Raw genomic sequence first — 26651 nt, forward strand, 5'->3', positions numbered from 1 at the left:
ATACCCCTGCGGAACGCACCAGATTTCCCAATTTTTCGCGTCATACCCCCGGATATTGGGATAGCATACCATTAACTCCGCTAAAACGACAGGCTCATCCCAATGTCCGAGCTCGACACCATCGATCGAAAAATTCTTGCGCTGCTCCAGAACGACAGCCGACTGACCATGCAGGAGCTCGCCGACAAGGTCGGGCTCTCGGTGTCGCCGTGCCATCGCCGCGTCAAGCTCTTGGAGGAGCGCGGCGTCATCTCGCGCTACATCGCCACCGTCGACCAGAAAGCGCTGGGGCTGCATGTCAGTGTCTTCATCTCGATCAAGCTGGCGCGGCAGAAGGAGGAGGACCTCAACCGTTTCGCGCGCGCGATCTCGAAATGGGACGAGGTGCTGGAATGCTATCTAATGACCGGCAACCGCGACTATCTGCTGCGCGTGGTGGCGGCCGACCTCGCCTCCTACGAGGCCTTCCTGAAGACCAAGCTGACCCGGCTCGACGGCATCGCCTCGATCGAGTCGAGCTTTGCGCTCAGCCAGGTGAAATATTCGATCGCGCTGCCGGTGTAACGCCTCTGCCCCGTCATTGCGAGCGCAGCGAAGCAATCCAGAGTCCCTCAGCGGCGGCAGACTGGATTGCTTCGCTGCGCTCGCAATGACAGCCGTCTATCGCCACGGCTGGACGATGATCTTGGTATGCGCCTCGGGATTGGCGAGATCGGCGAAAGCTTTCGCGACACCATCGATGCCGATCTCGGCCGTCACCATCGCGCCGGCATCCACCTCACCTTCCGCGATCAGGCGCAGCGACGCCGCGAACTCGTCCGGTGTGTAGCCGAGCACATATTGGAGATTGAGCTCCTTCATGATGCCGAGCATGGGCTCGCTCTTGTCGCTCTCCATGCAGACGCCAACCACGACGATCCTTGCATCGCGCGGCGCGCCCTCGAACACCTGCTGCAATAGGCCGGGCACACCGACACATTCGAAGATGATCGCGGGCTTCAGCGCCGGCAGCATCGCCTGCAATGGCGGCCGTGCCGCCTTCTCCGCCTCGGACATCTGTGCGTGCTCGGCCCAGGCTGCATAGGGCTGCGATTGTTTTGGATCGACCACGATATCGGCGCCGAGCCGAGCAGCCAGCGCACGCCGCGCCGGTGAATAGTCGGCGGCGACGATCGGATGCAGGCCCTTGATTTTCAGCGCCGCGATCACCGCGAGTCCCACCGGCCCGCAGCCGATCACGAGCGGCACCTCGCCGCCACGGATGTTGGCTTTTGCCACGGCATGAACGCCAACCGCGAGCGGCTCGGTCAGCGCCGCATGTTCCGGGGCGAGACCATTGGGCACCTCCAGCAGCAGCGGCTCGCTGAGCAGCATCGCCTCGGCATAGCCGCCGATATTGTCGTTGGAATAGCCGATACCCTCGATGCCCTGCGCCGTCAGCAGCGCCGGCAGCGAGCAGACGCGCGTGCCGGGCTTGAGCTTGCGCGCGGTGCCGGGGCCGTAATCGACGATCTCGCAGCAGAATTCGTGGCCAAACACGACGTCGCGGGTGAGATCCATCGGCTTGCGCCCGGTCTTTCGCGCCATCTCGGCCATACGGAAGGCGTGCTGGCGCGCGTGCAGATCGGAGCCGCAGATGCCGCAGGCGAGCGTCTTGACCAGCACCTGGCCGGGACCCGGTGTCGGCTCCAGCATCCGGTCCACGACAATCTCACCGTTCCTGAAAATCGCAGCGCGCATCCGTCTCCTCCCTTGTTGTTGGAGCCGTTGATAGCACGATACCGGTTCGAAATATTGCGTCAGGGGTTCGGGGAGCGCTCGGCCTGCACCAAAAGCTGGGCGCGACGGATGCGCTCGCGATGGGCGATATAGAGACCACTGGCGACGATGAACGCCGCGCCGACGATGGTCCACATGTCCGGCAATTCCCCGAAGATGAAGAAGCCCAAAATGCTGACCCACAACAATTGCGTGTAGGAGAACGGCGCCAGCACCGAGGCATCGCCATAGCGGTAGGCCAGCACGATGATCCACTGGCCGACGGTGGACGCGACGCCAATCACGATGCCGAGTCCGATCGCAGTCCAGCTCGGCGTCACCCAGACGAACGGCACCATCACTGTGAGGATCGCAACACCGGTGAGCGCGGAATAGGCCATCGTGGTGATGACGGCTTCGCGGCCGCTTATCATGCGGGTCAGGATCAATGCGGCAGCCCAGCAGAACGCTGAGATGATCGGGAAGAAGGCGGCGACGTGAAACGCGTTCGAGCCCGGCCGCAGGATGATGATCACCCCCATCAGGCCGAGCGCGGTCGCGATCCAGCGGCGCATGCCGACCTTCTCGCTGAGAAAGATGATCGACAGCGCAGTGACGAACAGCGGAGAGACGAAGCCGGTTGCAGACGCCTCCGCGATCGGGAGGAAGCGCAGGCCAGTGATGAAGAAGAGCGAGGAGCCGAGCAGCGCCGCGCCGCGCATCAACTGCAAACCGAGGCGCTCGGTGCGCATCGCATAAAGCGGCGACGCCGGCAGCATCACAGGCGTGAACATCAGCGCGAACGTCACGAAGCGGATCCAGGTGATCTCGATCGACGGCAGGCTCGTCGACAAATATTTCGCGGTGACGTCGGAGCAGCCGAGAAACACCGTCGACAGCAACACCAGTGCAATGCCCTTGAAGGGATGATCGACGCGCGCAGGCGCGCGGCGCGTCTGCTGCTTCTTCTCCGGCATCGGCATGGCAATACTGTCGAGCCTTGCGGCTACGGCGGGCGGCGGGGTCACGGCTGGAACCTGGGAAATACGAGATCGGGGACGGCTGTAAAAAACGACAAACGCGCCGCTTTCACAACTTGCGAAAACAGGATGCCGATATGCGCTGGCGTCCGCGCGCGTCAATGGTCCATTAATATTGCGCGTTGCTGCACTACAGCATGGGGAGGCCGCGCGGCTTGGGACCGCGCGGAAACGCCGCATCCAGCGCCGCAATGTCGTCTGTCGTCAGCACGAGATCGCCGGCCACCGCGTTTTCTATGGCATGTTCCGCGGATGACGCCTTGGGGATCGCGAACACCGTAGTCGCACGGGTGAGGAAGCTCAGTGCGACCTGACGCGGCGTCGCGCGACGCGCTTGCGCAATGCGCGCAAGCACGGCGCCGCCCTTGCTGTCGCCGGCGGGAAAATCGTCATGGCCGAACGGCGAATAGGCGACCACCGCAACACCGTGCTGCTCGCACCACGGGATCACCGCATGCTCGATCGCGCGCTCCTTGAGATGATAGAGCACCTGATTGCACGCGACCCTGCCCTCGCCCGCAATTTCGAAAATCTCGTCGAGATCGTCCGCGTCGAAATTGGACACGCCCCAGGATTTTATCTTGCCGGCCTTCACCAGCTCTTCGAATGCAGCGACGGTGTCTTGCAGCGGATACGAACCGCGCCAGTGCAGGAGATAGCAATCGAGACGATCGGTCTTCAGCCGCTTCAGCGAGCGTTCGCAGGCGGCGATGGTGCCACGGCGCGAGGCGTTGCTCGGCAGCACTTTCGAGACCAGGAAGACTTCATCGCGCCGGTTCGCGATCGCATCGGCAATGACGAGCTCGGCATCGCCATACATCTCCGCGGTGTCGACGTGAGTCATCCCGAGATCGAGCCCGCGCTGAAGCGCCGCGATCGCGCGCTTGCGATCGCCATGGTCGAGATACCAGGTGCCCTGCCCGATGACGGAGACGTTGGCGCCGGTCTGGCCGAAGGGGTTTGATTTCATGTGAAAGCTCACAGTTCGCTGATATCCGCGACCAGCACAGTGCCGGTTGCTGACTCAGTGATATAGAGCCGATCTTTCTTCGCGCCACCGATCGCAACATTGGTGCAATTCGGCCCTGCGCACGACTTGATCCGCGCGATCAATTCTCCGTTCGGTGCGAACACGAAGACGTGCCCGAGTGAGGCGTGGCCGACGAACAGGCGCCCCCTCGCGTCCATGGTCACGCCATCAGGGCCGGATGTACCGAACAGCGCGCAGAAGCGGCCGACCTTGGACACGCTGCCGTCCCGCATGAACGGCAATCGCCACACGGAATTGTCGCGCGTCATCGCGACGAACAGCACGGTCTCGGTCGGATCGAGCACCAGGCCATTCGGGCTGATGCCGGTATTGATCAGGCAATCAAGCCGGCCACTCGCGCTCAGCCGATAGACCCGGCCGCTGGGATCATGGAGGCCGGTCTGGCCCTGGTCGGTGAAATAGATGTCGCCGTTGGAAGCAAGATGCAGATCGTTGCAGCCGCGAAACGATTCCGAATTGCGCGCGGTCAGCACCGGCTTGATGTGCCCGGCTTTGGCGTCGAGCTCCATGATGCCGTGCATGTAGTCGGCGACCAGGATGCGTCCGTCGGCTGCGATCTTCAGCCCGTTCGGCCAGCCGTCATATTCGACCACGAGCGACCATTCCCCATCAGGCGCGATGCGGAAGATGCGGCCGAAGGGAATGTCGACGATGTAGAGGTTGCCGTCCTTGTCGAACGACGGCCCTTCGATGAAGCTGTCAGTCGCAACGCCCGGCCGGTTGGCATCGGCCCAATCGCTCCGCACGCCCATGCGGCGGAATTTGTCGGGCATGGCCGAGAAGATTTTGGTTTCAATCAGGCGCGGCGGCGTTTCCAGGTACATCATGGTTGTTGTTGGCTGTTGATGAGAGCGCCGCAACATAAGGCACAATGGACAGCGCGTCGATTGGGGCGGAGGCATGGAACACCACCCTCATTGTCATTCCCCGCGAAAGCGGGGAATCCAGTACGCCGCGGCCTTACTGCTCAATCACAAGTGTCTCGGCGTACTGGATCGCCCGGCGAGGCCGGGCGATGACACCGGAGTTTAAGGCGACGACCGAGAACGTCGTCTTATCCCGCCGCGCCCGCTACTTTCGCCTGTTTCGCCGGCGCGAGCTCGGTCGCGGCGATCAGCTGCTTCAGCTCGGGGATACAGGAACCGCAATTGGTGCCGGCCTTGAGTTTCGCGCCGATCTCGGCGGCGGTGCGGGCGCCGGCTGCGATGGTGTCGCAGATGGTGCCGCGGCCGACGCCGAAACAGGCGCAGACGATCGGGCCGGTCGAGGCGGCGCCTTCGCTGGATTTGCCGGACAGCAGCATGCGGCGCTGCTCGTCGGTGACGTGATCGGCGGCGAACATGCTCTTCACCACCTCCCAGTCGCCGGCGTCATGCGCGGGGCCGACGAACAAGCAGGCCTCGATACGATCGCCTGTGAACGAGGCCGCGCGATAAACGCCGCCGCCGAAATCGCGGTACTCGGCGACATCCTCGCCGGCGACGCCATCGAGCCAGGCCGGCCAGCGCGCGAGATCGGCATTGTCGGCGAAGAGATAGCCGAAGCCGCCGGCGACGCTGGCGCGGGTCCACAACAGGTTCGGCGGCAGATCGAGCTGCTTTCGCGACAGCGCAAAACCGCGGAAGACGTATTCATACGGCGCGATGGCAGCCGGCGTAGCCTTCGATTCCGGCTGGCCCGAGAACGGATCTGTGAATGGAGCGACCAGCGCGCCGACGCGGCCGTGCGAGGTGTTCATCTGGCTCCAGTGGATCGGCGCGAACAGCGTGCCGCGCTGCTGCCGTTCGCTGACGACGACCTTCAGGATGCACTGGCCGTAATCCGTGGTGATGCGGGCAAACCCGTCATGAGCGATGCCGTATTTATTGGCGTCATCGGGATGAATCTCGACGAACGGTTCCGGCAGATGCGCGCCCAGCCGCTGGCTCAGGCCGGTGCGCGTCATGGTGTGCCACTGGTCGCGGATGCGCCCGGTATTGAGCCGCAGGGGTCGCGACGGGCCCGTCTCGCTACGCAGCGCCGGCACCTCGGGCGCGACGAAGCGGCCCTTGCCGTCATTGGTGAAGAAGCCGCCTTGCGCGAAGAAGCGCTCGCCGGGCGCCTGGTCTTCGCGTGCCGGCCATTGCACGGGTTTCAAGCCATCGAAGCCTTCATCGGACAACGAGGTGAGCGCGCCGATATCGAAATCGCGGCTGCCATTGTTCTCGAACGCCGAGAGCGCGGCGTGCTCGCGGAAAATGTCGGCTGCGGATTTGTAATTGAAACTGTCGCCGAAGCCGAGACGTTTTGCGGTCTCGCTCAGGATCCACCAGTCAGGCCGCGCCTCGCCCGGCGCCGGCAGGAAGGAGCGCTGGCGCGAGATGCGGCGCTCGGAATTGGTCACCGTGCCCGATTTCTCGCCCCAGGCCAGCGCCGGCAGCAGCACATGCGGGCCGGCCTCGACCGTGTCGTTGGAGAGCACGTTCTCGGACACCACGAACAGCTCGAGCTTCTTCAGGGCCTCGCGCACGACATCGGCGTCGGGCAGCGAGACCGCGGGGTTGGTGCCCATCACCCAAAGCGCCTTGACCTCGCCGCGGTTGATGGCCTCGAACAGCTGCACCGCCTTCAACCCTTCATGGGTGGCGATGCGCGGCGCCTTCCAGAACCGCCGCACGCGGTCGATGTCGGGCGGCGTGAAGTTCATGTGCGCGGCGAGCTGGTTGGCGAGGCCGCCGACCTCGCGGCCGCCCATCGCGTTGGGCTGGCCGGTGAGTGAGAACGGCGAAGCGCCCGGCTTGCCGATACGTCCCGTCGCGAGATGGCAGTTCAGGATGGCGTTGACCTTGTCGGTGCCCTGCGCCGACTGGTTGACGCCCTGCGAATAGAGCGTGACGACCCGCTCGGTGTCGCGGAACATCTTGAAAAAAGCCGCAACGTCCTGCTCGGTCAGGCCGGTGGCGAGCGCGGTCGCCGTGACGCTGCCGGCGATGTTGCGCGCACGTGCCAACGCATCCTCGAAGCCCGAGGTGTTATTTGCAATGTAGTCCTGGTCGAGCGCATTGCTGTCGACGAGATGAACGAACAGGCCCGAGAACAACGCGGTGTCGGTGCCGGGCTTGAGGCCGAGGAACAAGTCGACGTCGCTCGCAGTGTCGGTGCGGCGCGGATCGATCACGATCATGCGCGCGCCGCGCTCCTGCCGGTTCTTCAGCATGCGCTGGAACAGCACCGGGTGGCACCAGGCCGCATTGGAGCCGACGAAGACCAGCAGGTCGGCCCGGTCGAGATCCTCGTAACAGCCGGGCACGGTGTCGGCGCCGAAGGCGCGGCGATGACCGGCGACCGAGGACGACATGCAGAGCCGCGAATTGGTGTCGACATTGGCGGTGCCGACAAAGCCCTTCATCAGCTTGTTGGCGACGTAATAGTCCTCGGTCAACAATTGGCCGGAGAGATAGAACGCGACGGCATCGGCGCCATCGCGCGCAACGATGTGCTGCATGCGGTGGGCGACATGGTCGAGCGCATCGCTCCAGGCCACGCGCTCGAGCACGCCCTTGCAGCGGATCATGGGATAGAGCAGCCGGCTTTCGAGCCCGACGGTCTCGCCGAGCGCCGACCCTTTCGAGCAGAGCCGGCCGAAATTGGCGGGATGATCGGGATCGCCCGCGATCGCCGCGCCGCCCTTTCCGTCAGGGGTTGCCAGCACGCCGCAGCCGACGCCGCAGTAGGGACAAGTCGTCTTGGTGGCACGCAAGGTGGGATCGATCGCGGTCATATCAAGCTACCTCCATCAAGCCGCTTTGGAGGAACGCGCGAGCGCGCGGCCGAACATCATGTCGGTACGGATCGCGGTAATCTTCTCGCGGGTGCGGATCAGTTCGAGATACCAGAGCGCATCGGCGGTATCGCCGATCAGCACTGCGCCGGTGACGCATCCGTCGGCGATCACGAGCTTCTTGTAGGTGCCGCGCCTGCGGTCGCTGAGCACGAGGCTTTCGCTGCCCTCCCCGCCCATGAAGTCGCCGGCCGAAAACACGCTGACGCCGGACACTTTGAGGTTAGTCGAGACCACGCTGCCTTGGTAGGAGGCAGGCTTGCCGCCGAGATGCCGCGCGAGAACGCGGGCCTGCTCATAGGCCGGCTCGACCAGTCCATAACAGGTGCCGCGATGCTCGGCGCATTCGCCGAGCGCGTAGATGTCTGACGACGCGGTCTGCATCACATCGTCGACGACGACGCCGCGGTTAACGGCGATGCCGGCCTCCTTGGCCAGTGCGACGTTGGGCCGGATGCCGGCCGCGAAGATCACCGCGTCGGCCTCGATGCGGCTGCCGTCGGCGAGCTCGACGGCTTCGACGCGGCCGTCGCCATGAATACAGGCGGTCGAGGCATTGAGCAGGATGCGGATGCCCTTGCGCTCGACCAGCGTCTTGAGCAAATCGGCCGCGGGCCCATCGAGCTGACGCTCCATCAGCCGGTCCATCAGATGCAGCAGAGTCACCGGCGCGCCGGCCTTGGCCAGCCCGTAGGCTGCTTCGAGTCCGAGCAGACCACCACCGACGACGACGACGCGCTTCCTGGCGGCCGCAAGCGTCAGCAGCAGGTCGACGTCGCGGGTGTCGCGAAAGGTGTGCACGCCGGCGAGATCGGCGCCGGGCACGTTCAACCGCAGCGGCGTCGAGCCGGTGGCAAGCACGAGCTTGGAATATTCCATGCTCTCTTCCCCCGCGATCTTGAGCTCGCGGCGGCCGGTGTCGATCTCGGTGACGCGGTAGCCGTAACGCACGGTGACGCCGCGATGACGCCACCAATCGGCAGGCCGGAGCTCGATCTCGTGCGAGCCGGTCTCGCCGGCGAGCACGGAGGAGAGCAGCACGCGATTGTAAGCGAGCCGCGGCTCCTCGCCGATGACGGCGACCGCGTAGCGGCCGAGCGCCGTCTTGGCGAGTTCGTCGACCAGCCGCGCGGCCGCCATACCGTTACCGACGATGACGAGCGGTTCACTCACAAGGCATCTCCTATTCAGCCGCCTGCGACTGCGTGCCGTAGGCCTCGGAAATCATGAAGCCGGACAGCACGCCGTAGGCGTCGGTCCAGGCTTTTGCCAGTTCGGGCGTCCAGGCCTCGCCGAGGCCCTTCTCCAGCGTCCACAGCAAGCTCGCGCCGACCACGGGGTAGTGCTCAGCCTTGGCGCCGTAGGCAACGTGGCGCTTGGCGAGGGCCGAGGCCGCGGGCAGAATCGATTCCAGATTCGACAGGCCGCCGACCACGGCGGCGAGCATGCCCATCAGCTTCTTGCGCTGCTCGGTCATGTCCTCGGGAAACATCGCGCGCACCGATGGCGCCACCTCGAACAGGCGATCGTAGAACAGCACCGCGGCCGTTTCTGAAATCGGCGCGACCTTGGAAAAGCTCTGCTGGACGAGGGTGATCTGCTCGGGTGTCATGATGTTCTCCTGCCTGTTGGGTTTGCCTTGGTGCGCGCCATTGCGAACCAGGTTCATGAGTCAAACTGTCGGGGCAATGCTTCTCCCCGCGTGCGGGGAGAAGCGGAATTGCAGCAGGCTCTATTGTTTGAGCATGACCTTGTCGGAAAGCCGCTGCACAGTTTTCCGGATCATGCTCTAGATGCGTGCTTCGGCGAGGCTTGGCGCGCCTTCACCTTGCGGGCTGCGACGGAGGTAGAACCACCAGGTGAGTCCGAGGCAGGCGCCGTAGAACACCAGGAAGATGGCGAGCGCGAACTGCGGCCCGCCCGTCATGGCGATCGACTTGCCGAAACTACTCGGGATCAAATAGCCACCGACGGCACCGACGGCGCCGATGAAGCCGACGGCCGCACCGCTCTCGATGCTCGCGGCCTTCAGTGCCATCGCGCGCGCCGCATCGCCCTTGCCGCGCACCTTGAACAGGTTCTCCTCGCGGAAGATCGAAGGGATCATCCGGTAGGTCGAGCCGTTGCCGATGCCTGTCGTGACGAACAGGATCAGGAACATGGTGAGGAAGCCGCCGAAATCCTTCTGCCCCACGAAGTAGAGCACGCCGATCGTGGCCGCCGCCATTGCGATGAAATTCCAGAACGTGATGACGGAGCCGCCGACTTTGTCGGCGAGCCAGCCGCCGAATGGGCGCGCCAGCGAGCCAACCAAAGGACCCAGGAATGCGATCGCGATCGTCACAGCTGGAAACTGCGTCTTGATCAGCAGCGGAAACGCTGCGGAGTAGCCGATGAAGGAGCCGAAGGTCCCGATGTAGATAAAGGCCATGATCCAGGTGTGCTTGCGCTTCACGATCGCGAGCTGGTTCTTGATCGACGACTTGGCCGAGGTCAGGTTGTTCATGAAGAACACTGCGCCGAGCACCGCGACCACGATCGGCAGAACCCACATCAACCCGGCGTTCTGGAGGTAAACGCCGGCGACCGGGCTCGCCTGGAACAGGTTGATGACCGCAAGTGTCATCAGAATCGGCGTCAGCAGCTGCACGCTGGAGACACCGATGTTGCCGCCCGCCGCGTTGAGCCCGAGCGCCCATCCCTTCATCTTATCCGGGAAGAAGAAGGAGATGTTGGTCATGCTCGAGGCGAAGTTGCCGCCGCCGAGACCGGCGGTCGAGGCGATCAGCAGCATCAACCAGAACGGCGTGTCGGGCTGGCTCACGAAATAGGCAAGCGACAGCGTCGGAATGAACAGGATCGCTGCGCTGAAGATGGTCCAGTTGCGGCCGCCGAAGGTCGTAACCGCGAAAGTATAGGGGAAGCGCATCAACGCGCCGATCAGGCCGGGCACGGCCACCAGCTGGAACAACTCGTCAGTCGTATAGTGGAAGCCCGCCTGCGGCAGCTTGGTAGCGACGATGCTCCAGATCAGCCACACCGAGAAGCCGATATGCTCCGCGACGATCGACCAGATCAGGTTACGCCGGGCGACTGCTTTGCCGCCCGCATTCCAGAACGCCTCGTCTTCGGGGCGCCAGTCAGAAATCCACGTCGGATTCTTGGTCATTGAATGTCCCTTCCAGACTCACCGCTGCGTCATTGCAGGCTTCAGCCCCCACACGGAGGCGCGCGCCGAGGCCAAGCCCCGGTGGCGAGTTCATGATGCTGATGGATGATGATGAAGGACGGCGTCGTTGGCGTCGCCAAATGGCTTTTCAATTTCCATGCCAACTGCCGTAAGCCGCGAATGAAAGATATTTCAGTAACTTACTCGACCTGCCTTAAAAATCGGCAGGCCTATTCAGCGTGCAAATCGGGCGCCTCGCTCAATCTTTGTGCGGCGCACAAATATTGAGCTGAGTGTCGAATATTTGAGCGAAGGCGACGGATTCTGGCTCAAAGCACCGCCCGATCTGCGGGGTCCGATACGAAGAGTCGCTTGGCTGGAGCCGATTTCAGACCCGTCGCGACATCACCGGTACCGATGGCACGTGGATTGCTTGCAAAACCATCACTCAGTCAATGACGACTGCGGCCCGCCGATATGTTGAGGCCCTCCAAAGGCTGAAACTCGGGGAGAGCAACACTGCTTCGCTGAGCCTGCCGGGCACAGTCGTCGTCACGCGATCCCATGCGAGATTCCCAATTCCTTTGGTCCGCAGGTTTCCGGCTCGCCGGCATGTGCGGAGACAGCGTCCTGACAACGGCACCGTCCCGAACCAAACGCGCTGTCTTTTCACACAAGCAAAGGAAACCTGATGTCGTATCTCGCCCCTTCGGAATTCGTCACCAAGATGGTGGACGCGGGTGAATCCAAAATCTTCATGTCGACCAGGGATACCATCATCCGCGCATACATGGCCGGCGCCATCCTCGCGCTTGCCGCCTGGTTCGCCATCACGATCAACGTGAACACGGGTCAGCCGCTCATCGGCGCGCTGCTGTTTCCGGTCGGGTTCTCCATGCTCTATCTGTTGGGCTTCGACCTCTTGACCGGCGTGTTCGTGCTCTCCCCGCTCGCCCTGATCGACAAGCGCCCCGGCGTCACCTTCGGCGGCGTACTGCGGAACTGGGGGCTTGTCTTCATCGGCAATTTCGCCGGCGCCCTGACGGTGGCCTTCATGATGGCCTTCGTCACGACGTTCGGCTTCACGCAGGATCCCGACAAGGTGGGCACGGCTATCGGCAATATCGGCGAAGGCCGCACGCTCGGCTACGCCGCGCACGGCGCGGCCGGCATGGCGACGCTGTTCATCCGCGGCATGCTCTGCAACTGGATGGTCTCGACCGGCGTCGTGGGGGCCATGATCTCCACCTCGGTGCCCGGCAAGGTCATCGCGATGTGGATGCCGATCCTGGTGTTCTTCTACATGGTGTTCGAACATTCCGTCGTGAACATGTTCCTGTTCCCGTCGGGCCTGATGCTCCACGCCAAATTCTCGATCATGGATTACTTCATCTGGAACGAGATTCCGACCGTGCTGGGCAACCTCGTGGGCGGCCTCGCCTTCACCGGCATGACCCTGTACGCGACGCACGTGCTGACCCAGCCCAAGCGCCAGGTCGCCGCGAAGGGCTCCACCCGCGCTGCGGCCTGATCGATTGCGACTCAAACAAGGGAGCCTCGCCTGCTAGGGTGAGGCTCCTTTCTGTTGGTGACAAGAATGAGCCGCGGACTGCAAATTTCGGTCGGGCAGCATTCCGACAAGGGCCGCAAGCCGGTCAACCAGGACTTTCACGGCGTTCTCGTTCCAGCCGAGCCGCTGCTGAGCATGAAGGGAATCGCTGCGGTGCTGGCCGACGGCATCAGCAGCAGCACGGTCAGCCAGATCGCCAGCGAGTCGGCGGTCAAGAGCTTCCTGACGGATTATTACTGCACGTCGGAAGCCTGGACCGTGAAAACCTCGGCGAGGCGCGTGCTCGACGCCACCAATTCGTGGCTGCACACACAGACCCGACGCAGCCAGTATGCCTATGACCGGGACAAAGGCTATGTCTGCACCTTGACCGCCATGGTCGTGAAATCGACCACGGCCCACATCTTCCACGTCGGCGATTGCAGATCTATCGCGTCGCCGGCAAGGCACTCGAGCAGCTCACGGACGATCATCGCATCATCGTCTCGCCGGAGCAGACCTATCTCGGTCGGGCGCTGGGGATAAACCCGCAGCTCGAGATCGACTACCAGGCGCTTCCGATCGGAAAGGGCGACATCTTCCTGCTGGCGACAGACGGCGCCTACGAATTCGTCGACCATCGGTTTGTCACTGGCGCGCTCGACCAGCATGCGAATGATCTCGATCAGGCCGCCAGGACGATCGTCGAAGAAGCCTATCGCCGCGGCAGCGATGACAATATCACCGTCCAGATCCTCCGCATCGATCAGGTACCCGACGGCGCCTCTCCTGACATAATCGATCAGACATTTGAACTGCCTGTCCCTCCGCTTCCCGAACCGCGCGACATATTCGACGGCTACAGGATAGTTCGGGAAGTTCACGCGAGCAGCCGTAGCCACATTTACCTGGCTATCGACACCGAAACCGAGGAACCGGTCGCACTCAAGCTGCCTTCGATCGATCTGCGCGACAACCGCGCCTATCTGAAGCGCTTCATGATGGAAGAGTGGATTGCGCGGCGCATCGACAGTCCGCACGTGCTGAAGCCTCGGTCACAACCGAGAAGGCGCGGATATCTCTACGTCGCCACCGAGTTCGTCGAAGGACAGACCCTCAGACAGTGGATGATCGACCATCCGCGCCCTGATCTGGAGACGGTCCGCGGCATCGTCGAACAGATCGCGGTGGGCCTGCGCGCCTTCCATCGGCTCGAGATGCTGCATCAGGATCTGAGACCCGACAACATCCTGATCGACAAGACCGGCACGGCAAAGATCATCGACTTCGGATCGGTCAAGGTGGCGGGCGTCGCCGAGGCTGCACCGCAGCAGGAGGCTGACGAGATCCTCGGAACGGTGCAATACACGGCGCCCGAATATTTTATCGGAGACGGCGGATCGCCCCGCTCGGACATGTTCTCGCTGGCCGTCATCTGCTACCAGATGCTGACCGGCGTGCTTCCCTATGGCGCTCAGATCGCCAGGATTCGCGGCAGATCGGACGTTCGCAAATTGAGGTACCGCCCGGCCGAGGATGATGACCGCAACATCCCGGTCTGGCTCGACGGCGCGCTCAAGAAGGCCCTGCACCCGGACCCCTACAAGCGACACGAGGACGTGGCCGAGTTCGTCTACGAGCTTCGCAATCCCAATCCAGCCTATCTCAGGACACGGACCACGCCGCTGATCGAGCGCAATCCGTTGCTGTTCTGGAAATTGATGACGGTCGTGCTGGCCTGCACGGTCGTCGCGCTCCTTGCGCTCCTGCACGCAAGATAGCCACGAACCATCAAGCCGGCTCCGCGGCCTTCGTCCCCAGCGGCTTCGGCGCCACGCCGCCGCCGGGCTTGAGATGGAATTCGTAGGTCATCAGGTGCCACTGCCCGCTGGCCTTGCCGCCGTCGGGCATGGTCGGGTCGTTGCGCGGCTCGACCTTGGCGATGAGGTCGTCCTTGACGCCGAACACCACGTCGGAGTCGAGATATTTATCGCCGTCCATGAAGACGTGGGTGATCAGCGGCTCATAATCCTTGGCGTTGACCAGGAAGTGCACATGCGCCGGGCGCATCGGGTGACGCTTCGTCTGCACGATCATCTCGCCGACCGGACCGTCGGTCGGGATCGGGTAGCTGCACGGCAAAATGGTACGGAAGAAAAAGCGACCGTCGCTGTCGGTGATAAAGCGCGCCCGCGCCGAGGCGCCGACCTCGTCATAGTTCGGCTTCTGTGAATCGTAGAAGCCATCGTCGTCGGCGTGCCAGACGTCGACGGGAACGCCCGCAAGCGGCTTACCCTGGAGATCGGTGACGCGGCTCTGCACGAACATGCGCTCGCCGCTGAGATTGTTCGGCGAGATGTCGGTGCCGTGGGCCGTGACCTTGTGCTCGCCGACATAGAACGGACCGAGCACCGTGGTCTGGGTCGCGCCGTCGCGGTCGCGATGGTTGACCGCATCGACCAGCATGGAGACGCCGAGCACATCGGAGAGCAGGATGAACTCCTGGCGAGTGTCGGTACATTTCTGGCCGGTGCGGGTCAGGAAATCAATGGCGTATTCCCATTCCTCGAAGCTGAGACCGGTCTTGCTGACGTAATCATGCAGCGACTTCACCAGTTCCTGGAGCAGGAATTTTGCGCGCGGGTTGGGCGTGTTGTCGAAGCTGTTGACGACGGCTTCGGTGAGTTCGGTCTCGTTGAACTGGGTCATGATGCGCTGCCTTGCGGTTTTCTTGTTAGGACCATTACGGGTCCTTGGGGGCTCCCTGGAGGCGTTCCAAGCCGGAGCCTACACCAACCGGCATGCCTGCGTTAAGCGCGACCCGCTTGGAATGAGGTCGCCATTTCGGCTATCACCTGTAAAACTGCCCCCGGAGGAACTGATGCTCGCCCCTGCCCCCGCCTCGCCCGAATCCGTCGGCCTGTCCAAGTCCGCGCTCGACCGCGTCGATGCCCATCTGAAGAACCGCTACATCGATGCCGGCCGCTTCCCGGGCGCGCACCTGCTGGTCTATCGCCGCGGCAAGGTCGCCCACAGCTCGGTCCAGGGCTTTGCCGACATCGAGCGCAAGGCGCCGGTCAAGGACGACACCATCTACCGCATCTATTCCATGACCAAGGCGCTCACCAGCGTCGCCTTCATGATGCTGGTCGAGGAAGGCCTGGTCGCGATCGACGAGCCCGTCGCCAAATACATTCCGGAATGGAAGGATCTCGGCGTGTTCGTCGCCGGTACTGCACCGGCCTTCCTGACCCGGCCGCCGTCCCGGCCGATGCTGATCGTCGACCTGCTGCGTCACACCTCCGGGCTGACTTACGGCTTCCAGCAGCGCTCCAACGTCGATGCCGCCTATCGCGCCGAGAAGATCGGCGAGGTCGAGAAATCCGGCACGCTCCAGAGCATGATAGAGAGCCTCGCAAAAATCCCGCTGGAGTTTTCGCCGGGCGAGGCCTGGAACTATTCGGTGTCGACCGACGTGCTGGGCTACCTCATCGGCAAGATCTCGGGCATGCCGTTCGAGCAGTTCCTCAAGGCGCGGATTCTTGATCCGCTTGGCATGACCGACACCGATTTCCACGTGCCGGCTTCCAAGGCGCATCGGTTCGCTGCCTGCTACTCCGCGGACCCGGGCGGCGGCATGACTTTCCACGCCGGCCAGCGCCGCGAGGGCCTGACGCTCCAGGACGATCCGACCACGAGCTCGTTCCTATCCCCGCCCTCCCTCGTTTCCGGCGGTGGAGGACTGTGCTCGACCGTGGCCGATTATCTCACTTTCTGCCGCGCTCTGCTCAATGGCGGCGAGCTTGGCGGCGTCCGCCTGATCGGGCCAAAGACGCTGGCGCTGATGACGACCAACCACATTCCGGGCGGTCGCTCGCTGCCCGAGGTATCGCGCTCGCTGTTCTCGGAAGCCAGCTATAACGGGATCGGTTTCGGGCTCGGCTTCGCTGTGACCATGCGCCCGGCGGAGACGCTGATCGCCGGCAGTCCTGGCGAATATAATTGGGGCGGCGCGGCCACGACCTCGTTCTGGATCGACCCCGCCGAGGAGCTGATCACGATCTTCATGACTCAGGTGCTGCCGTCGAGCGCGTACCCGATCCGGCGCGAGCTGCGCAGCATGGTCTACGCCGCGGTCACCGAGAGTAATCTCTAGATCGCGGAGTTGATGCAACGAGGCTTTCGCGAGCAGCGCGGAAGCCCCGTTGCTGTTTGTTCAATGGAAATGACCGATCAGATAAATGCCGCCGCCGATTACCAGCACGGCAGGTACGGCCCAAAGAATAAGAACTGGCATTGGTCACTCCTCCTCAGTTTGATGTGCAGACCTTGACGGTCTTCATGCTGCTTTCAGCCTCGGTGCGCGATTTGTAGATCGTGCCCGACGGGCTGACGACGGTCATGGACGTGTCCGTCGGCTTCTTGTCGACGACGGTGCACTTCTTCGTCTTGACGTCCTGCACAACATAGAATTCGTCGGCAGCGAACGCCGGCAGGGACATTGCAGCCAGCACCAGCGCAGCTGTCGCAATCTTCAGTTTCATATTGTCCTCCTCCAGTTCACCGGGCGATTTGGCCAGGTTGATGAAGCAACGGGAAAAACCGGCAGTTTGTTCCAGTTCACCAGGGAACGTCGTCTGCGGTCAGATGTTGTCGCGGCGCATTGTCCAACGAGGAGGCCAACACGATGAAGAAGCTATTGCTGCTTTCTGCCGCCGCTGTTCTGATTTCGACCGGCGCATTCGCGCAATCCACCGTCGTCACCACCACGGGAACGGGTCATGCTGCGGTGCAGATCGAGCCGGAATATCGAACCAAGATCAAATCCTACGTCACCGAGCACCATCTTCGCCCCGTGACGACGAAGGAAAAGATCGTCGTCGGCAGCACAGTTCCGCGCGACGTCGAGCTCGAGTCCGTACCTGCGGACTGGGGCCCGTCGCTTACCAAGTATCGCTACGTCTACTCGGGCGATCATGTGATGCTGGTCGATCCCGGCACGCGCGCGGTCGTGCAGGAAATCGATTGATCAGATCTGACGAAGGAAGCGGCCGCCTCGACGGCGGCCGCTGTCCCGGAGCGACCACATGGAATCGCATCGAGAAGCCCGGATCGCCTGGATCGCTCTGGCAACCGCTTTACGCGGTTTGCCTGGTGCTGACCGCCATCAGCATGACCTGAGCGCTGCACGTTGCATTGCAAAATCCGGTTTGCGGCTCTGGTCCCGAAGCCACAATCGTGAGTGAAAATTCGTGGCGCAACGCAAATCCTGCTCCTATGGTTTGAGAAAATCATAATCCGGCGCCACCGCGCTGGAACCGGGACGTCCGCGTTTGTCAAAGCTCACCCTGCCCGTCCGGCTCGCTCTCCTGGTGGCGGGAACAACGCTGCCGATGATCGTGTTCGCGGTCGGCATCGCCCTCTACAATTACAAGCAGGACCGCAACGACGCGACCCGCCGCGTGCTGGAAAGCGTGCGCAGCATGCGCTTGGTGCTGGATTCCGAGGTGCAACGGATGACCGGCAGTTTGCAGGTCCTCGCGCTGACGGATTCGCTCCAAAGCAACGACTTCATGAATTTCCGCCGCATTGCGCTCGGCTTCGTCGATCAATACGGCAAGGGCGGTTTGGTGCTGATCTCCGACCGCCGCGGCCGGATCCTGTTTTCGTCTGAGGCGGAAGATACCGCGAGCCTGCCGCGGCGCGCCAATCTCGAGATCATCGAGAAGATGTTTGCGACCAAGGCACCGCAATATTCCGACCTGTTCACCGGCGCGCTCACCCGGCGGCAGGTGCTCACGGTCGAAGTTCCGGTGTTCCGCGATGGCGAAGTGATCTACGACCTCTGCTTCGGCCCGCCAATCAGCATCTTTCAGGATCTGCTGGAGAAGCAGCGGCCCAACCAGCAGTGGACTGTGTCCCTGCTCGACGCCAAGGGCACAGTGTTCGCGCGCGTGCCGAACTCCAGTGAAACATTCGGCAAGCGCGCGTCATCCTCGCTCTATGACGAGATGTTCCGCAAACCGGAGGCGAGCCTCTCGTCGATCTCGCTCGACGGCATCCCGCTCGCCGCCGCCTACACCCGATCGGGGCTGACCGGATGGACGGTCGCCGCCGGCGTCCCGGAAAGCTCGTTGATCGCGCCGCTCTGGCGCAACATCGCGATCACCAGCCTGATCGGCGGTGTGCTGCTGCTGATCGGCCTGACCTTTGCCGTCAGGATGGCGACCACGATCGCGCGCGGCGAGATGCTGCATGATCTCCTGATCGAGGAGCTCAACCACCGCGTCAAGAACACGCTGGCGCTGATGCAGGCGATCGCGGTGCAGACCTTCCGCAGCGCAAGCCGCGACGAGCGGGCGAAGTTCGAGGGGCGCCTCGGCGCGCTCGCCGAAGCGCATAATCTCCTCAGCCAGGAGAAGTGGCAGGGCTCGGAGCTGAAGGACGTGGTGACGCGTGTGCTGCAGCCCTTCCTGCTCTCCGGTCCGGAACGCATCCGCATGGCCGGCCCTGCGGTGCCGCTATCGCCGCGGCTTGCGGTGGTGCTGTCGATGATCGTGCATGAGATAGCCACCAATGCCGCGAAATACGGCGCGCTGTCCAACGAGAGCGGCCGGGTCACGCTGGAATGGGAAGTCATCGCGGACACGCCGAAGCCGCGACTGCGGCTGATCTGGAGCGAGATCGGCGGGCCTGCGGTGAAAGCGCCGGTGCAACGCGGTTTCGGCTCGCGCCTGATCGAGCGCAGCGCGCGCGATCAGCTCGGCGGCGAGGCGACCGTGGACTTTCTGCCGCGCGGCGTGGTCTGCACGGTGACGTGCGTGCTGGACGAGACGCGATGAGCTAACTGAAGGAAGCAGCAATGAAGATCACCAATGTCCGTGCGCACGTCCTCGAAGCGAAGCTTTCGCAGCCCTTTGCCTATTCGCGGGCCTGGTACGACACCCGCACCGCGATGCTGGTCGAGATCGAGACCGCTGACGGCCTGACCGGCTGGGGCGAATGCTACGGGCCGGCGCGGATGACGGCCGCAGTCGTCCGGAGCATCGCGTCATGGCTGATTGGCGAGGATCCGCTGCGAACCGACGTGCTGTGGCAGACCATTTATGCAAGGCTGCGCGATCACGGCCAGAAGGGCGTCGTGATCCAGGGGCTGAGCGGGATCGACATCGCGCTGTGGGACATCAAGGGCAAACACTTTGGTGTCCCCGTGCATCAACTTCTTGGTGGCGCGGCGCGCATCGAGGTGCAGGCCTACGCAACCGGACTTTACCGGCGCAAGTCAGGCGACCCGCTGAAATATCTACCGGAGGAAGCCGCAGCCTATGCCGCGGAGGGATTCCGCGCCGTGAAGCTGAAGATCGGCTTCGGCATCGAGGAGGATGCCTCGGTCACGGGCGCCGTACGCGAGGCGATCGGGGACGTCGCGCTGATGGTCGATGCGAACCATGCCTATGACGCGGTTGCGGCGATCCGGCTCGGCCGGATGATCGAGCGCTACGATATTGGATGGTTCGAGGAGCCGGTGCCGCCGGAGGACGTGGCGGGATATCACGCGGTGCGATCCGCGCTGTCCATACCAATCGCAGGCGGCGAGTGCGAGTTCACACGCTTCGGCTTCCGCGACCTGTTCGCGTCGCATGCGCTCGACGTCGCTCAGCCCGATACCTGCGCGGCCGGCGGTTTGAGCGAGTGCAAGAAAATCGCCGACATGAGCGAGGCGTTCGGCATCCGCTATAATCCGCATGTCTGGGGCACCGGTATCGCGATCGCGGCCTCGCTTCAGCTCCTCGCCGTGCTGCCCTCGCACACCCCGACTTCGCTGGCGCCGATCGCGCCCATGCTTGAATTCGACCGCACCGAACATCCGATCCGGCAGGCCATCCTGACGCGGCCGATCGAGCACGCAAAAGGCGTGGTGCGCGTTCCCGACGGCCCCGGGCTTGGGATCGAGATCGACCGCGAGGCGCTGACGCGCTTTGCGGTGAGTGACTAACCGATCTTCTGTAACGCCGGAAAGGTCTCGAGCAGCCAGATGCTCACAGTCGAGACCGAGCCGGTGAGAAAGCCGATGCCGGTAATCACCATCAACACGCCCATGGCACGCTCGACATTGGCGAGCTGGCCCTTCATGCGCGCGAAGAGGGTTGAGAACTGCTCGATCATCAACGCCGCGACCAGGAAGGGAATGCCGAGGCCCGCGGAATAGACCGCGAGCAGGCCCGCACCCCTGGTCACCGTCGCCTCCGCCGCCGCGATCGAGAGGATGGCGGCGAGGATCGGGCCGATGCAGGGGGTCCAGCCGAAAGCAAAGGCGAGCCCCATGATATAGGCGCCCCAGAGCCCGACCGGCTTCGGGATCGGCAGCCGGCCCTCACGCATCAACAGACCGATCCGCGTCAGCCCGAGGAAGTGCAGGCCCATGATGATGATGACGATGCCGGCGAGGATCGACAGCTCCGCCGACCAGGCCCGGATCAGCTCGCCCACCAGCGACGCGCTGGCGCCGAGCGCCACGAACACCGTGGAGAAACCGAGCACGAACAGAAACGCCGACGTCATGATCGCGCGCTTCGAAGCCGCAGCCGGCTCGTCGCTCTCGACATGCTCGATTGTGGCGCCGGTGAGATAGATCAAATAGGGCGGAACCAGGGGGAGGACGCAGGGCGAGAGGAAGCTGACGAGGCCGGCAATCAGCGCCGCAGGAATCGAAACATGTTGCATGGTGCAGTCGGAGCCATCCCGGGCTCCGTGGCTAGGCGCGGGGAATGCCTGCCGGGCCGGAGCCGAACCGGCTCTGGTGTAACCGATGCAGGAGAATGCGCAACAGAGGCGCATCAAACCAAGGCTCCTCCCAATGCCGTCTGCGATCACAGATGCGGCATCGGGACGCGCACGAATCTCGCCAAAAAACGAGATTCGGCGGTGCGGCTACTTCACCACGCGGAGCAGCGGACGCCGGGGCTGGTCCTGCGTCTGCTTGGAGGGAGGCTGCGGTTCGCTGGAAGCGCTCCGCAACATTTCGTCGCACAGTGCCCGAAGGTCGGCACTGTCAATTCCTTTGAGCTTCATCCGCACGTCGAGGATGACGATCGAAAGCAGCTCAGCCGACTCACGGCTGTTGCCCTCGTTGAGAACCCTGCGGCACTCTTCGAGCGTTTCGAGCACCGACTGCAATTGTTCGTCTGAATGCGACACCGGCTTCTTTCCGTTAATTCGGCCTGCGAGAGGTGCTGGCAACGATCCCCTCGAGCCCCATGCGAAGCAAAGGATAGCACGAGGACTCCGTGCCCTCGAACACCATTTCAATTTGTTTCTGCATCGCAGCCGCGATTCCTATCGCCCCGGCGCGTGAGCGACGAACGTTGAAACCGCAAGAGCCGAAACCGCAAGACGCGAAACCGCAAGACTCGCAGCCGTAAGACTCCAAGCCGTAAGAGGTCAAACCCTCAAAGGCGATACGTCTGCGCCGACGCGATTTATCTATTCCGCAAAACCCGGCGAAATCTTGCGCGCTGCCCTCCGGTCCAGATAGACCCGGCAATCCGGCAGCCATTTCAAGGCCAGCAGCGGAACGCACGCGTACCCCTCTCTTCCGGGCGATACCTCACCCGATTCCCACCCCAAGCACACTCAAATACCACTATAGCACGGTAAGGATGCCGTTCAAAACTCGGCGTTCCTCAACCCGCCGTGGTTGTGGTTTGCGCTGGATTCTGCCAGTTTAACGGTTCGAAGGGACTTGTATGCACTCCTTGGCGGAAAGGGGCGTTCGCCTAGAGGAACGCCCAAGCACAAATCTCAGCGGCCTCTCGGATTGGGACGCAGCTCGGATATTTCTGGAAGTGGTCCGTTGCGGCAGTTTCCGCTCGGCCGCCGAACGCCTGTCGCTGTCGATCAATGCAGTCCGCCGCCGCATCGACGATTTCGAACGCCAGACCGGCACCACCCTGTTCACGCGCGACGTCCACGGCACCCATCTCACCGATGAAGGCGCGTTGGTGGTCTCCGCCGTCGAACGGATGGAAGCGGCCGCCTACGATGTGCTGCGCACCAGCGATTCGACGGCCAACGTCCTGTCGGGCGAGGTCCGCGTCGCCGTCACCGAGGGCCTCGGGACATTCTGGCTCGCCCCGCGCCTGGTCGAATTCCAGCAGGCCTATCCCAAAATCCTGGTCGACCTGCATTGCGCGATGCGCTCCGCCGACGTCTCTCGCCACGAGGCCGACGTCGCGATCCATCTGTCGCGGCCTTCGGCGCTCGACGTCAAGCTGGTGCGGCTCGGCCGCATGCACCTGATGTTCTGGGCGTCGGAAAAGTACCTTGAGAAACACGGCGCGCCGCGCTCGGCCGTCGAATTGATCAAGCACCGCCTGGTGCTGCAATTCGCCGACCAGCTCGCCGCCAAGGAAACCTTCGAGAGCTTCTTCCCGGGCGTTCCGGAACGTGACCTTCTGGTCATGAAGACCAACGTCTCAAGCGCCAATTACTGGGCGGTCGCGAATGGCGCCGGAATCGGCGTATTCCCGAGCTACGCCATTGCGCTTGGCGGGAAGTTGATTCCACTGGAGGTCGAGCTGAACAGACCGCTGGATATCTGGCTGTCCTACCATCCCGGTAGCGGCCGGATTCCGAGAGTGCGGCACATGATTGACTGGCTGATCGAAGCTTTCAATCCGGCGCGATTCCCGTGGTTTAAGGAAGAGTTCGTGCACCCGCATGAATTCAAGGACTCGTATATGGGCGAACCCCTGACCCAGCTCTTCGGGGGATTTTCAACCGAAGAACAACGGTGAGAACAAGCATGAAAACAGCGGCGAAAAGAATGAAGCAGCGCAGTGCCGGCAAGCCGGACATTGAGCTCGGCAAACGGATCCGTCTGCGGCGGGTCGAGATGAAGATCTCGCAGGCTGAGCTTGGCGACAAGCTCGGCGTCAGTTTCCAGCAGGTCCAGAAATACGAGAAGGGCGTCAATCGCGTCGGCGCGGCTCGGCTTCAGCAGATCGCCACCGCCCTCGATGTGCCCGTGACCTTCTTCTATGACGGCGACAACAAGGCGCGCGAAGTCGAAAGCCTGCTCTTCCTCGACAGCGCCTTCAGCCTCCGGCTGCTGCGTGCCTACAGCAAGATCAAGGACCAGACAGTGCAGCGTCAGCTCGTCTCGCTGATGGAGTCGATCGCGGCGAACGAGGCCTGATCGACCCAACGTCTGGCCTTTCAGGCGATGTTCAATCCGCCGCGTCGCGGGGGCGCGGCCGGATTGAACGAGACCTTGGCGCGCGCTCTCCGCGCGTGGCCTGCTTCTAGGGCGGCTTGACCGCCCGTTTTTCTGGGCGTTTGCCCGTCATTCGTCGCGGTTTTCGCGAACCCATCTCAGCTTTGCCGCGACCTAATCGAGAGCGCTTGCCTCGAGCGCAGGCGCTCGGTGACGCGCCGTGCTTAATCGGAACGCAACCCTGATGCCCTAGCTTCCCGCGACTTGTCGCGAATCGGAGCGCGCGTCAGCCGATTGCTGTATGGCGGCCGGGACAATCGAACGAGCGCCCGCCCGGGCCTCGTCTTCATGGGGAAGACCAGACGCATGTCGAAGCGCCATGCCGTGATCATTGCCATGGGCCTGTTTGCCAGCGCCTCGGCGTTTGCGCAAACCGAGACCCTTGGCCAGGCTGGCCCCAAGCCGGCGGCCGGCACCGTGCCAGCGGCCGCCAATCCGGCTCACGCTGCCGCGCCGAAAGCCGCCGTCACGGCGCCAGCTTCGACGGCGGAGAGCCGCACGGCCGCGGCCCTCGCCTTGACGCGCGAGCCGACCTATGACGAAGGCACCGCCCAGCGGATCAAGGACGCTGCGCTAAGCTATTCCGATCTCGCAGTCCGCGGCGGCTGGCCCGCGATCCCGGCGGACGCCAAATTCACGCTCGGCATCCAGGGCGCCAACGACGATTTGCTGCGCAAGCGGCTGATTCTCTCCGGCGATCTCGCCGCCGACAGGGCGAGCGGTGCTTTCGACCAGGACCTCGCTGAGGCGGTGAAACGCTTCCAGGCCCGCCACGGCCTTGCGCCCACCGGCATGATGACGCCCCGCACGCTGGCCGCGATGAACGTGCCGGTGCAGAAACGCATCCGCCAGTTGGAGGCTTCGCTCGAGCGGCTCGAGAACACGAATTTTGGGTTCGGCCAGCGCTATGTCGTCGTCAACATCCCCGCGGCCTTTGCCGAAGCCATCGAGAACGACGTGGTGGTGCGGCGCTATCGCGTCATCGTCGGCAAGACCGAAAAGCCGTCGCCGACGCTGACGGCGCAGATCACCAGCGTTATCCTCAATCCGACCTGGACCGTGCCGTCCTCGATAGCCAAGACCGAAATCTCCGCGCATATGCGCAAGGACCCGACCTACCTGTCGCGCATGCACATGGAGGTGCTCGACGGCCACGACAATCCGATCGATCCGCATTCGGTCGACTGGTCCGGCACGCACACGCCGAACTTCACCGTGCGCCAGCAGAACGGCACCTTCAATGCGCTTGGCGCGGTCAAGATCGACATGCCGAATTCCTACTCGGTCTACATGCACGACACCAACCAGCACAATCTGTTCAGCGACGACTACCGCTTCGATTCCACGGCTGCTCGCGCGTCGACAATGTGCGCGATCTCGCCGCCTGGCTGCTGAAGGACCAGCCGAAATGGACCCGCGCCGCGATCGACGGCGAAATTGCCACCGGGCAGCATCTGGAAGTTCCCATGGCGAAGAAAGTGCCGGTGGCCTGGATCTATCTCACCGCGTGGATGACCAGGGACCAGACCATCCAGTTCCGCAACGACGTCTATAACCAGGACGAACAATTGCTGGAGGCCACGGCCGAAGAGGCGGCATTCTTCAGCAATGCCGGCAACCATCCGCTGACCGCGCACATGGCGCAGTAGGCGCGACCGTCATGCAATCGCGGCACAGGCGGATGCAAGCCCCTCACCGCGGTTGACCGCGGCCTCGTCTCGGCCGCACATTGCCCCTTGCCAACGACCAGCGAGCGCGCGATGCCGGACAACGTCAACACCACCGAGACCTCCTATGCCGACGGCAAGATCCTCAAGCACGCAGCCGACGGCGTCGGCGTGGTCACCTTCAACAATCCCGACAAGCGCAACGCGATGTCGCTGGAGATGTGGGAGGGATTTGGCGAGGCCCTGACCAGCCTGCGCGACGACGATGCCGTGCGCGTCGTCATCCTGCGCGGCGCCGGCGGCAAGGCGTTCGTGTCAGGCGCCGACATCAGCCAGTTCGAGCAGACCCGCCACAACGCCGCTGCGTCCGAACAATACGCCAAGCGCAGCGCCGCGCAGCGCGCGCTGCTCGCCGACTACCCCAAGCCGACGATCGCCTGCATCCAGGGCTTTTGCCTCGGCGGCGGCATGCAGGTCGCCATGCTCACCGACATCCGCATCGCCGCGCATGACAGCCAGTTCGGCATTCCCGCAGCGAGGCTCGGCATCGCCTATGGCTATGACGGGTTGAAGCACCTGGTGTCGCTGGTCGGACCCTCCTGGGCGCGGCTGCTGATGTACACCGGCATGCGCATCGATTCCACTGAGGCGCTGCGCATTGGCCTCGTCGAGCGCGTCATCCCCGACGATCAGCTCTGGGGCGAGGCCATGGCGATCGCCGAGACGATCTCGCAGAACGCGCCGCTCGCGATCAGGGCCGCCAAAATCACCATCGCGCAGGTGCTGAAGGACGAAAGCGGACGCGACATGGATGCGATCAAGGCGATCGGCACCGCCTGCATGGACAGCGCGGATTTCCGCGAGGGCCGGCAGGCCTTCATGGAGAAGCGCAAGCCGCAATTCCGGGGGCGCTGAAGCTGAACCGGCGTTCAGGAAGATTAAATTCCTCGCGCCTCCACGCCGCCGTAGCAACCAACTGATTTCTGGTCGGTTCTCCCGCCATCAATGATGAGGGAGATAGCAATGAAAGCAAAGTTTGCTGTGCTTGGTCTTGCTGCGCTGGGTGGTGTGGCGCTCGCTTCCGGACAGGCGCTCGCAGCGATGCCGAACGGCATCCCGCAGGCGGGTCAGATCGCAAGCGGGCCGGCCGCGAATGTCGATCAGGTCCGCTGGGTCTGCAATCCCTGGGGCCGCTGCTGGTGGCGCCCGAATTTCTACGGCGCTTACGGCTTTTATGCGGGCCCGCGACCGTTCTTCGGTCCGCGTCCGTGGGGCTGGCGTCATCGCCACTGGCGCCGCTGGTGAATCGGAAGGGGCCGCAA

Annotated in this window: 25 protein-coding genes and 1 pseudogene; 14 read left to right on the forward strand and 12 right to left on the reverse strand. The window is 63.3% G+C overall.

Annotated features, from left to right (window positions below):
- Window positions 1-102: 102 nt before the first annotated feature.
- On the forward strand, window positions 103-564 hold the full coding sequence (locus AB8Z38_RS12775; RefSeq protein ID WP_369725507.1) for an Lrp/AsnC family transcriptional regulator: 462 nt from the start codon (window positions 103-105) through the stop codon (window positions 562-564).
- Window positions 565-660: 96 nt separating this feature from the next.
- Here the strand turns inward: AB8Z38_RS12775 and AB8Z38_RS12780 are convergent, their stop codons facing one another.
- The 8 genes from AB8Z38_RS12780 to AB8Z38_RS12815 form a co-directional block, all read right to left on the reverse strand.
- A complete protein-coding gene (locus AB8Z38_RS12780; protein ID WP_369725508.1) occupies window positions 661-1740 on the reverse strand; it encodes a zinc-binding dehydrogenase in 1080 nt (359 codons plus the stop codon).
- A 59-nt stretch (window positions 1741-1799) separates the two neighbouring features.
- Window positions 1800-2741, reverse strand: a complete 942-nt coding sequence (locus AB8Z38_RS12785; RefSeq protein WP_369726480.1) for a DMT family transporter — start codon at window positions 2739-2741, stop codon at window positions 1800-1802.
- 187 nt (window positions 2742-2928) lie between these two features.
- Window positions 2929-3768, reverse strand: a complete 840-nt coding sequence (locus AB8Z38_RS12790) for an aldo/keto reductase (protein ID WP_369725510.1) — start codon at window positions 3766-3768, stop codon at window positions 2929-2931.
- A gap of 8 nt (window positions 3769-3776) precedes the next feature.
- The gene (locus AB8Z38_RS12795) at window positions 3777-4673 is read right to left on the reverse strand and encodes an SMP-30/gluconolactonase/LRE family protein (protein ID WP_369726481.1); all 897 of its coding nucleotides are present in this window, start codon (window positions 4671-4673) and stop codon (window positions 3777-3779) included.
- Between the two features lie 230 nt (window positions 4674-4903).
- Window positions 4904-7609 (reverse strand): molybdopterin-dependent oxidoreductase, encoded by a 2706-nt coding sequence (locus tag AB8Z38_RS12800; protein ID WP_369725511.1) that lies wholly within the window; start codon window positions 7607-7609, stop codon window positions 4904-4906.
- A gap of 15 nt (window positions 7610-7624) precedes the next feature.
- On the reverse strand, window positions 7625-8842 hold the full coding sequence (locus AB8Z38_RS12805) for an NAD(P)/FAD-dependent oxidoreductase (RefSeq protein WP_369725513.1): 1218 nt from the start codon (window positions 8840-8842) through the stop codon (window positions 7625-7627).
- Window positions 8843-8852: 10 nt separating this feature from the next.
- Window positions 8853-9281, reverse strand: a complete 429-nt coding sequence (locus tag AB8Z38_RS12810; protein WP_369725515.1) for a globin family protein — start codon at window positions 9279-9281, stop codon at window positions 8853-8855.
- Window positions 9282-9458: 177 nt separating this feature from the next.
- The gene (locus AB8Z38_RS12815; RefSeq protein WP_369725516.1) at window positions 9459-10838 is read right to left on the reverse strand and encodes an MFS transporter; all 1380 of its coding nucleotides are present in this window, start codon (window positions 10836-10838) and stop codon (window positions 9459-9461) included.
- A gap of 105 nt (window positions 10839-10943) precedes the next feature.
- Between AB8Z38_RS12815 and AB8Z38_RS12820 the strand changes: the two genes are divergently transcribed.
- The 3 genes and pseudogenes from AB8Z38_RS12820 (at window position 10944) to AB8Z38_RS12830 (ending at window position 14168) form a co-directional block, all read left to right on the forward strand.
- The gene (locus AB8Z38_RS12820) at window positions 10944-11126 is read left to right on the forward strand and encodes a hypothetical protein (RefSeq protein WP_369725518.1); all 183 of its coding nucleotides are present in this window, start codon (window positions 10944-10946) and stop codon (window positions 11124-11126) included.
- A gap of 403 nt (window positions 11127-11529) precedes the next feature.
- Window positions 11530-12369: a formate/nitrite transporter family protein gene (locus AB8Z38_RS12825; RefSeq protein WP_369725520.1), complete on the forward strand. Its 840-nt coding sequence runs from the start codon at window positions 11530-11532 to the stop codon at window positions 12367-12369.
- 66 nt (window positions 12370-12435) lie between these two features.
- Window positions 12436-14168, forward strand: a pseudogene (locus AB8Z38_RS12830) (protein kinase).
- Between the two features lie 10 nt (window positions 14169-14178).
- Here AB8Z38_RS12830 and AB8Z38_RS12835 read toward each other — a convergent pair.
- Window positions 14179-15096, reverse strand: a complete 918-nt coding sequence (locus AB8Z38_RS12835) for an intradiol ring-cleavage dioxygenase (protein WP_369725522.1) — start codon at window positions 15094-15096, stop codon at window positions 14179-14181.
- 172 nt (window positions 15097-15268) lie between these two features.
- Here AB8Z38_RS12835 and AB8Z38_RS12840 point away from each other — a divergent pair, with 172 nt between their 5' ends.
- Window positions 15269-16543: a serine hydrolase domain-containing protein gene (locus AB8Z38_RS12840; RefSeq protein WP_369725524.1), complete on the forward strand. Its 1275-nt coding sequence runs from the start codon at window positions 15269-15271 to the stop codon at window positions 16541-16543.
- Between the two features lie 154 nt (window positions 16544-16697).
- On the opposite strand, the gene AB8Z38_RS12845 is transcribed toward AB8Z38_RS12840, so the two are convergent.
- A complete protein-coding gene (locus AB8Z38_RS12845) occupies window positions 16698-16931 on the reverse strand; it encodes a hypothetical protein (protein WP_369725525.1) in 234 nt (77 codons plus the stop codon).
- Between the two features lie 143 nt (window positions 16932-17074).
- Here AB8Z38_RS12845 and AB8Z38_RS12850 point away from each other — a divergent pair, with 143 nt between their 5' ends.
- The 3 genes from AB8Z38_RS12850 (at window position 17075) to AB8Z38_RS12860 (ending at window position 20383) form a co-directional block, all read left to right on the forward strand.
- Window positions 17075-17416: a DUF1236 domain-containing protein gene (locus AB8Z38_RS12850; RefSeq protein ID WP_369725526.1), complete on the forward strand. Its 342-nt coding sequence runs from the start codon at window positions 17075-17077 to the stop codon at window positions 17414-17416.
- 304 nt (window positions 17417-17720) lie between these two features.
- Window positions 17721-19229, forward strand: a complete 1509-nt coding sequence (locus tag AB8Z38_RS12855; protein ID WP_369725527.1) for a sensor histidine kinase — start codon at window positions 17721-17723, stop codon at window positions 19227-19229.
- A 20-nt stretch (window positions 19230-19249) separates the two neighbouring features.
- The gene (locus AB8Z38_RS12860; RefSeq protein WP_369725528.1) at window positions 19250-20383 is read left to right on the forward strand and encodes a mandelate racemase/muconate lactonizing enzyme family protein; all 1134 of its coding nucleotides are present in this window, start codon (window positions 19250-19252) and stop codon (window positions 20381-20383) included.
- Here AB8Z38_RS12860 and AB8Z38_RS12865 read toward each other — a convergent pair.
- Window positions 20380-21111 carry a cytochrome c biogenesis CcdA family protein gene (locus AB8Z38_RS12865; RefSeq protein WP_369725529.1) on the reverse strand — a complete coding sequence of 244 codons (732 nt, stop codon included), beginning with the start codon at window positions 21109-21111 and terminating at the stop codon, window positions 20380-20382. The two genes, AB8Z38_RS12860 and AB8Z38_RS12865, sit on opposite strands and share 4 nt — an antisense overlap.
- 207 nt (window positions 21112-21318) lie before the next feature.
- Entirely contained in the window at window positions 21319-21585 is a 267-nt protein-coding gene (locus AB8Z38_RS12870; RefSeq protein ID WP_369725530.1) for a hypothetical protein, read from the reverse strand.
- 548 nt (window positions 21586-22133) lie between these two features.
- Between AB8Z38_RS12870 and AB8Z38_RS12875 the strand changes: the two genes are divergently transcribed.
- From AB8Z38_RS12875 to AB8Z38_RS12900, 6 genes are all read left to right on the forward strand, one after another.
- Complete coding sequence (locus tag AB8Z38_RS12875; RefSeq protein ID WP_369725531.1) at window positions 22134-23183, forward strand: LysR family transcriptional regulator; 1050 nt, start codon at window positions 22134-22136, stop codon at window positions 23181-23183.
- Window positions 23184-23212: 29 nt separating this feature from the next.
- Window positions 23213-23584, forward strand: a complete 372-nt coding sequence (locus AB8Z38_RS12880) for a helix-turn-helix domain-containing protein (protein WP_045008888.1) — start codon at window positions 23213-23215, stop codon at window positions 23582-23584.
- Between the two features lie 384 nt (window positions 23585-23968).
- Window positions 23969-25057 (forward strand): L,D-transpeptidase family protein, encoded by a 1089-nt coding sequence (locus AB8Z38_RS12885; protein WP_369725532.1) that lies wholly within the window; start codon window positions 23969-23971, stop codon window positions 25055-25057.
- Window positions 25030-25311, forward strand: coding sequence for a hypothetical protein (locus tag AB8Z38_RS12890; RefSeq protein WP_369725533.1), 282 nt, complete (start codon window positions 25030-25032; stop codon window positions 25309-25311). The genes AB8Z38_RS12885 and AB8Z38_RS12890 overlap by 28 nt, the downstream gene beginning before the upstream one ends.
- A 111-nt stretch (window positions 25312-25422) precedes the next feature.
- Window positions 25423-26244: an enoyl-CoA hydratase gene (locus AB8Z38_RS12895; protein WP_369725534.1), complete on the forward strand. Its 822-nt coding sequence runs from the start codon at window positions 25423-25425 to the stop codon at window positions 26242-26244.
- A gap of 108 nt (window positions 26245-26352) precedes the next feature.
- Entirely contained in the window at window positions 26353-26634 is a 282-nt protein-coding gene (locus AB8Z38_RS12900) for a hypothetical protein (protein WP_369725535.1), read from the forward strand.
- Window positions 26635-26651: the final 17 nt, after the last annotated feature.

Source organism: Bradyrhizobium sp. LLZ17 (genome assembly GCF_041200145.1).
Lineage (GTDB): Bacteria > Pseudomonadota > Alphaproteobacteria > Rhizobiales > Xanthobacteraceae > Bradyrhizobium.

Excerpts from the sequence above, each read along its gene's own strand:
- AB8Z38_RS12775 (WP_369725507.1), top strand. The coding sequence starts at position 103 with ATGTCCGAGCTCGACACCATCGATCGAAAAATTCTTGCGCTGCTCCAG.
- AB8Z38_RS12780 (WP_369725508.1), bottom strand. The coding sequence starts at position 1,740 with ATGCGCGCTGCGATTTTCAGGAACGGTGAGATTGTCGTGGACCGGATG.
- AB8Z38_RS12785 (WP_369726480.1), bottom strand. The coding sequence starts at position 2,741 with ATGCCGATGCCGGAGAAGAAGCAGCAGACGCGCCGCGCGCCTGCGCGC.
- AB8Z38_RS12790 (WP_369725510.1), bottom strand. The coding sequence starts at position 3,768 with ATGAAATCAAACCCCTTCGGCCAGACCGGCGCCAACGTCTCCGTCATC.
- AB8Z38_RS12795 (WP_369726481.1), bottom strand. The coding sequence starts at position 4,673 with ATGTACCTGGAAACGCCGCCGCGCCTGATTGAAACCAAAATCTTCTCG.
- AB8Z38_RS12800 (WP_369725511.1), bottom strand. The coding sequence starts at position 7,609 with ATGACCGCGATCGATCCCACCTTGCGTGCCACCAAGACGACTTGTCCC.
- AB8Z38_RS12810 (WP_369725515.1), bottom strand. The coding sequence starts at position 9,281 with ATGACACCCGAGCAGATCACCCTCGTCCAGCAGAGCTTTTCCAAGGTC.
- AB8Z38_RS12815 (WP_369725516.1), bottom strand. The coding sequence starts at position 10,838 with ATGACCAAGAATCCGACGTGGATTTCTGACTGGCGCCCCGAAGACGAG.
- AB8Z38_RS12820 (WP_369725518.1), top strand. The coding sequence starts at position 10,944 with ATGATGATGAAGGACGGCGTCGTTGGCGTCGCCAAATGGCTTTTCAAT.
- AB8Z38_RS12825 (WP_369725520.1), top strand. The coding sequence starts at position 11,530 with ATGTCGTATCTCGCCCCTTCGGAATTCGTCACCAAGATGGTGGACGCG.
- AB8Z38_RS12835 (WP_369725522.1), bottom strand. The coding sequence starts at position 15,096 with ATGACCCAGTTCAACGAGACCGAACTCACCGAAGCCGTCGTCAACAGC.
- AB8Z38_RS12840 (WP_369725524.1), top strand. The coding sequence starts at position 15,269 with ATGCTCGCCCCTGCCCCCGCCTCGCCCGAATCCGTCGGCCTGTCCAAG.
- AB8Z38_RS12845 (WP_369725525.1), bottom strand. The coding sequence starts at position 16,931 with ATGAAACTGAAGATTGCGACAGCTGCGCTGGTGCTGGCTGCAATGTCC.
- AB8Z38_RS12850 (WP_369725526.1), top strand. The coding sequence starts at position 17,075 with ATGAAGAAGCTATTGCTGCTTTCTGCCGCCGCTGTTCTGATTTCGACC.
- AB8Z38_RS12860 (WP_369725528.1), top strand. The coding sequence starts at position 19,250 with ATGAAGATCACCAATGTCCGTGCGCACGTCCTCGAAGCGAAGCTTTCG.
- AB8Z38_RS12865 (WP_369725529.1), bottom strand. The coding sequence starts at position 21,111 with ATGCAACATGTTTCGATTCCTGCGGCGCTGATTGCCGGCCTCGTCAGC.
- AB8Z38_RS12875 (WP_369725531.1), top strand. The coding sequence starts at position 22,134 with ATGCACTCCTTGGCGGAAAGGGGCGTTCGCCTAGAGGAACGCCCAAGC.
- AB8Z38_RS12880 (WP_045008888.1), top strand. The coding sequence starts at position 23,213 with ATGAAGCAGCGCAGTGCCGGCAAGCCGGACATTGAGCTCGGCAAACGG.
- AB8Z38_RS12885 (WP_369725532.1), top strand. The coding sequence starts at position 23,969 with ATGTCGAAGCGCCATGCCGTGATCATTGCCATGGGCCTGTTTGCCAGC.
- AB8Z38_RS12895 (WP_369725534.1), top strand. The coding sequence starts at position 25,423 with ATGCCGGACAACGTCAACACCACCGAGACCTCCTATGCCGACGGCAAG.
- AB8Z38_RS12900 (WP_369725535.1), top strand. The coding sequence starts at position 26,353 with ATGAAAGCAAAGTTTGCTGTGCTTGGTCTTGCTGCGCTGGGTGGTGTG.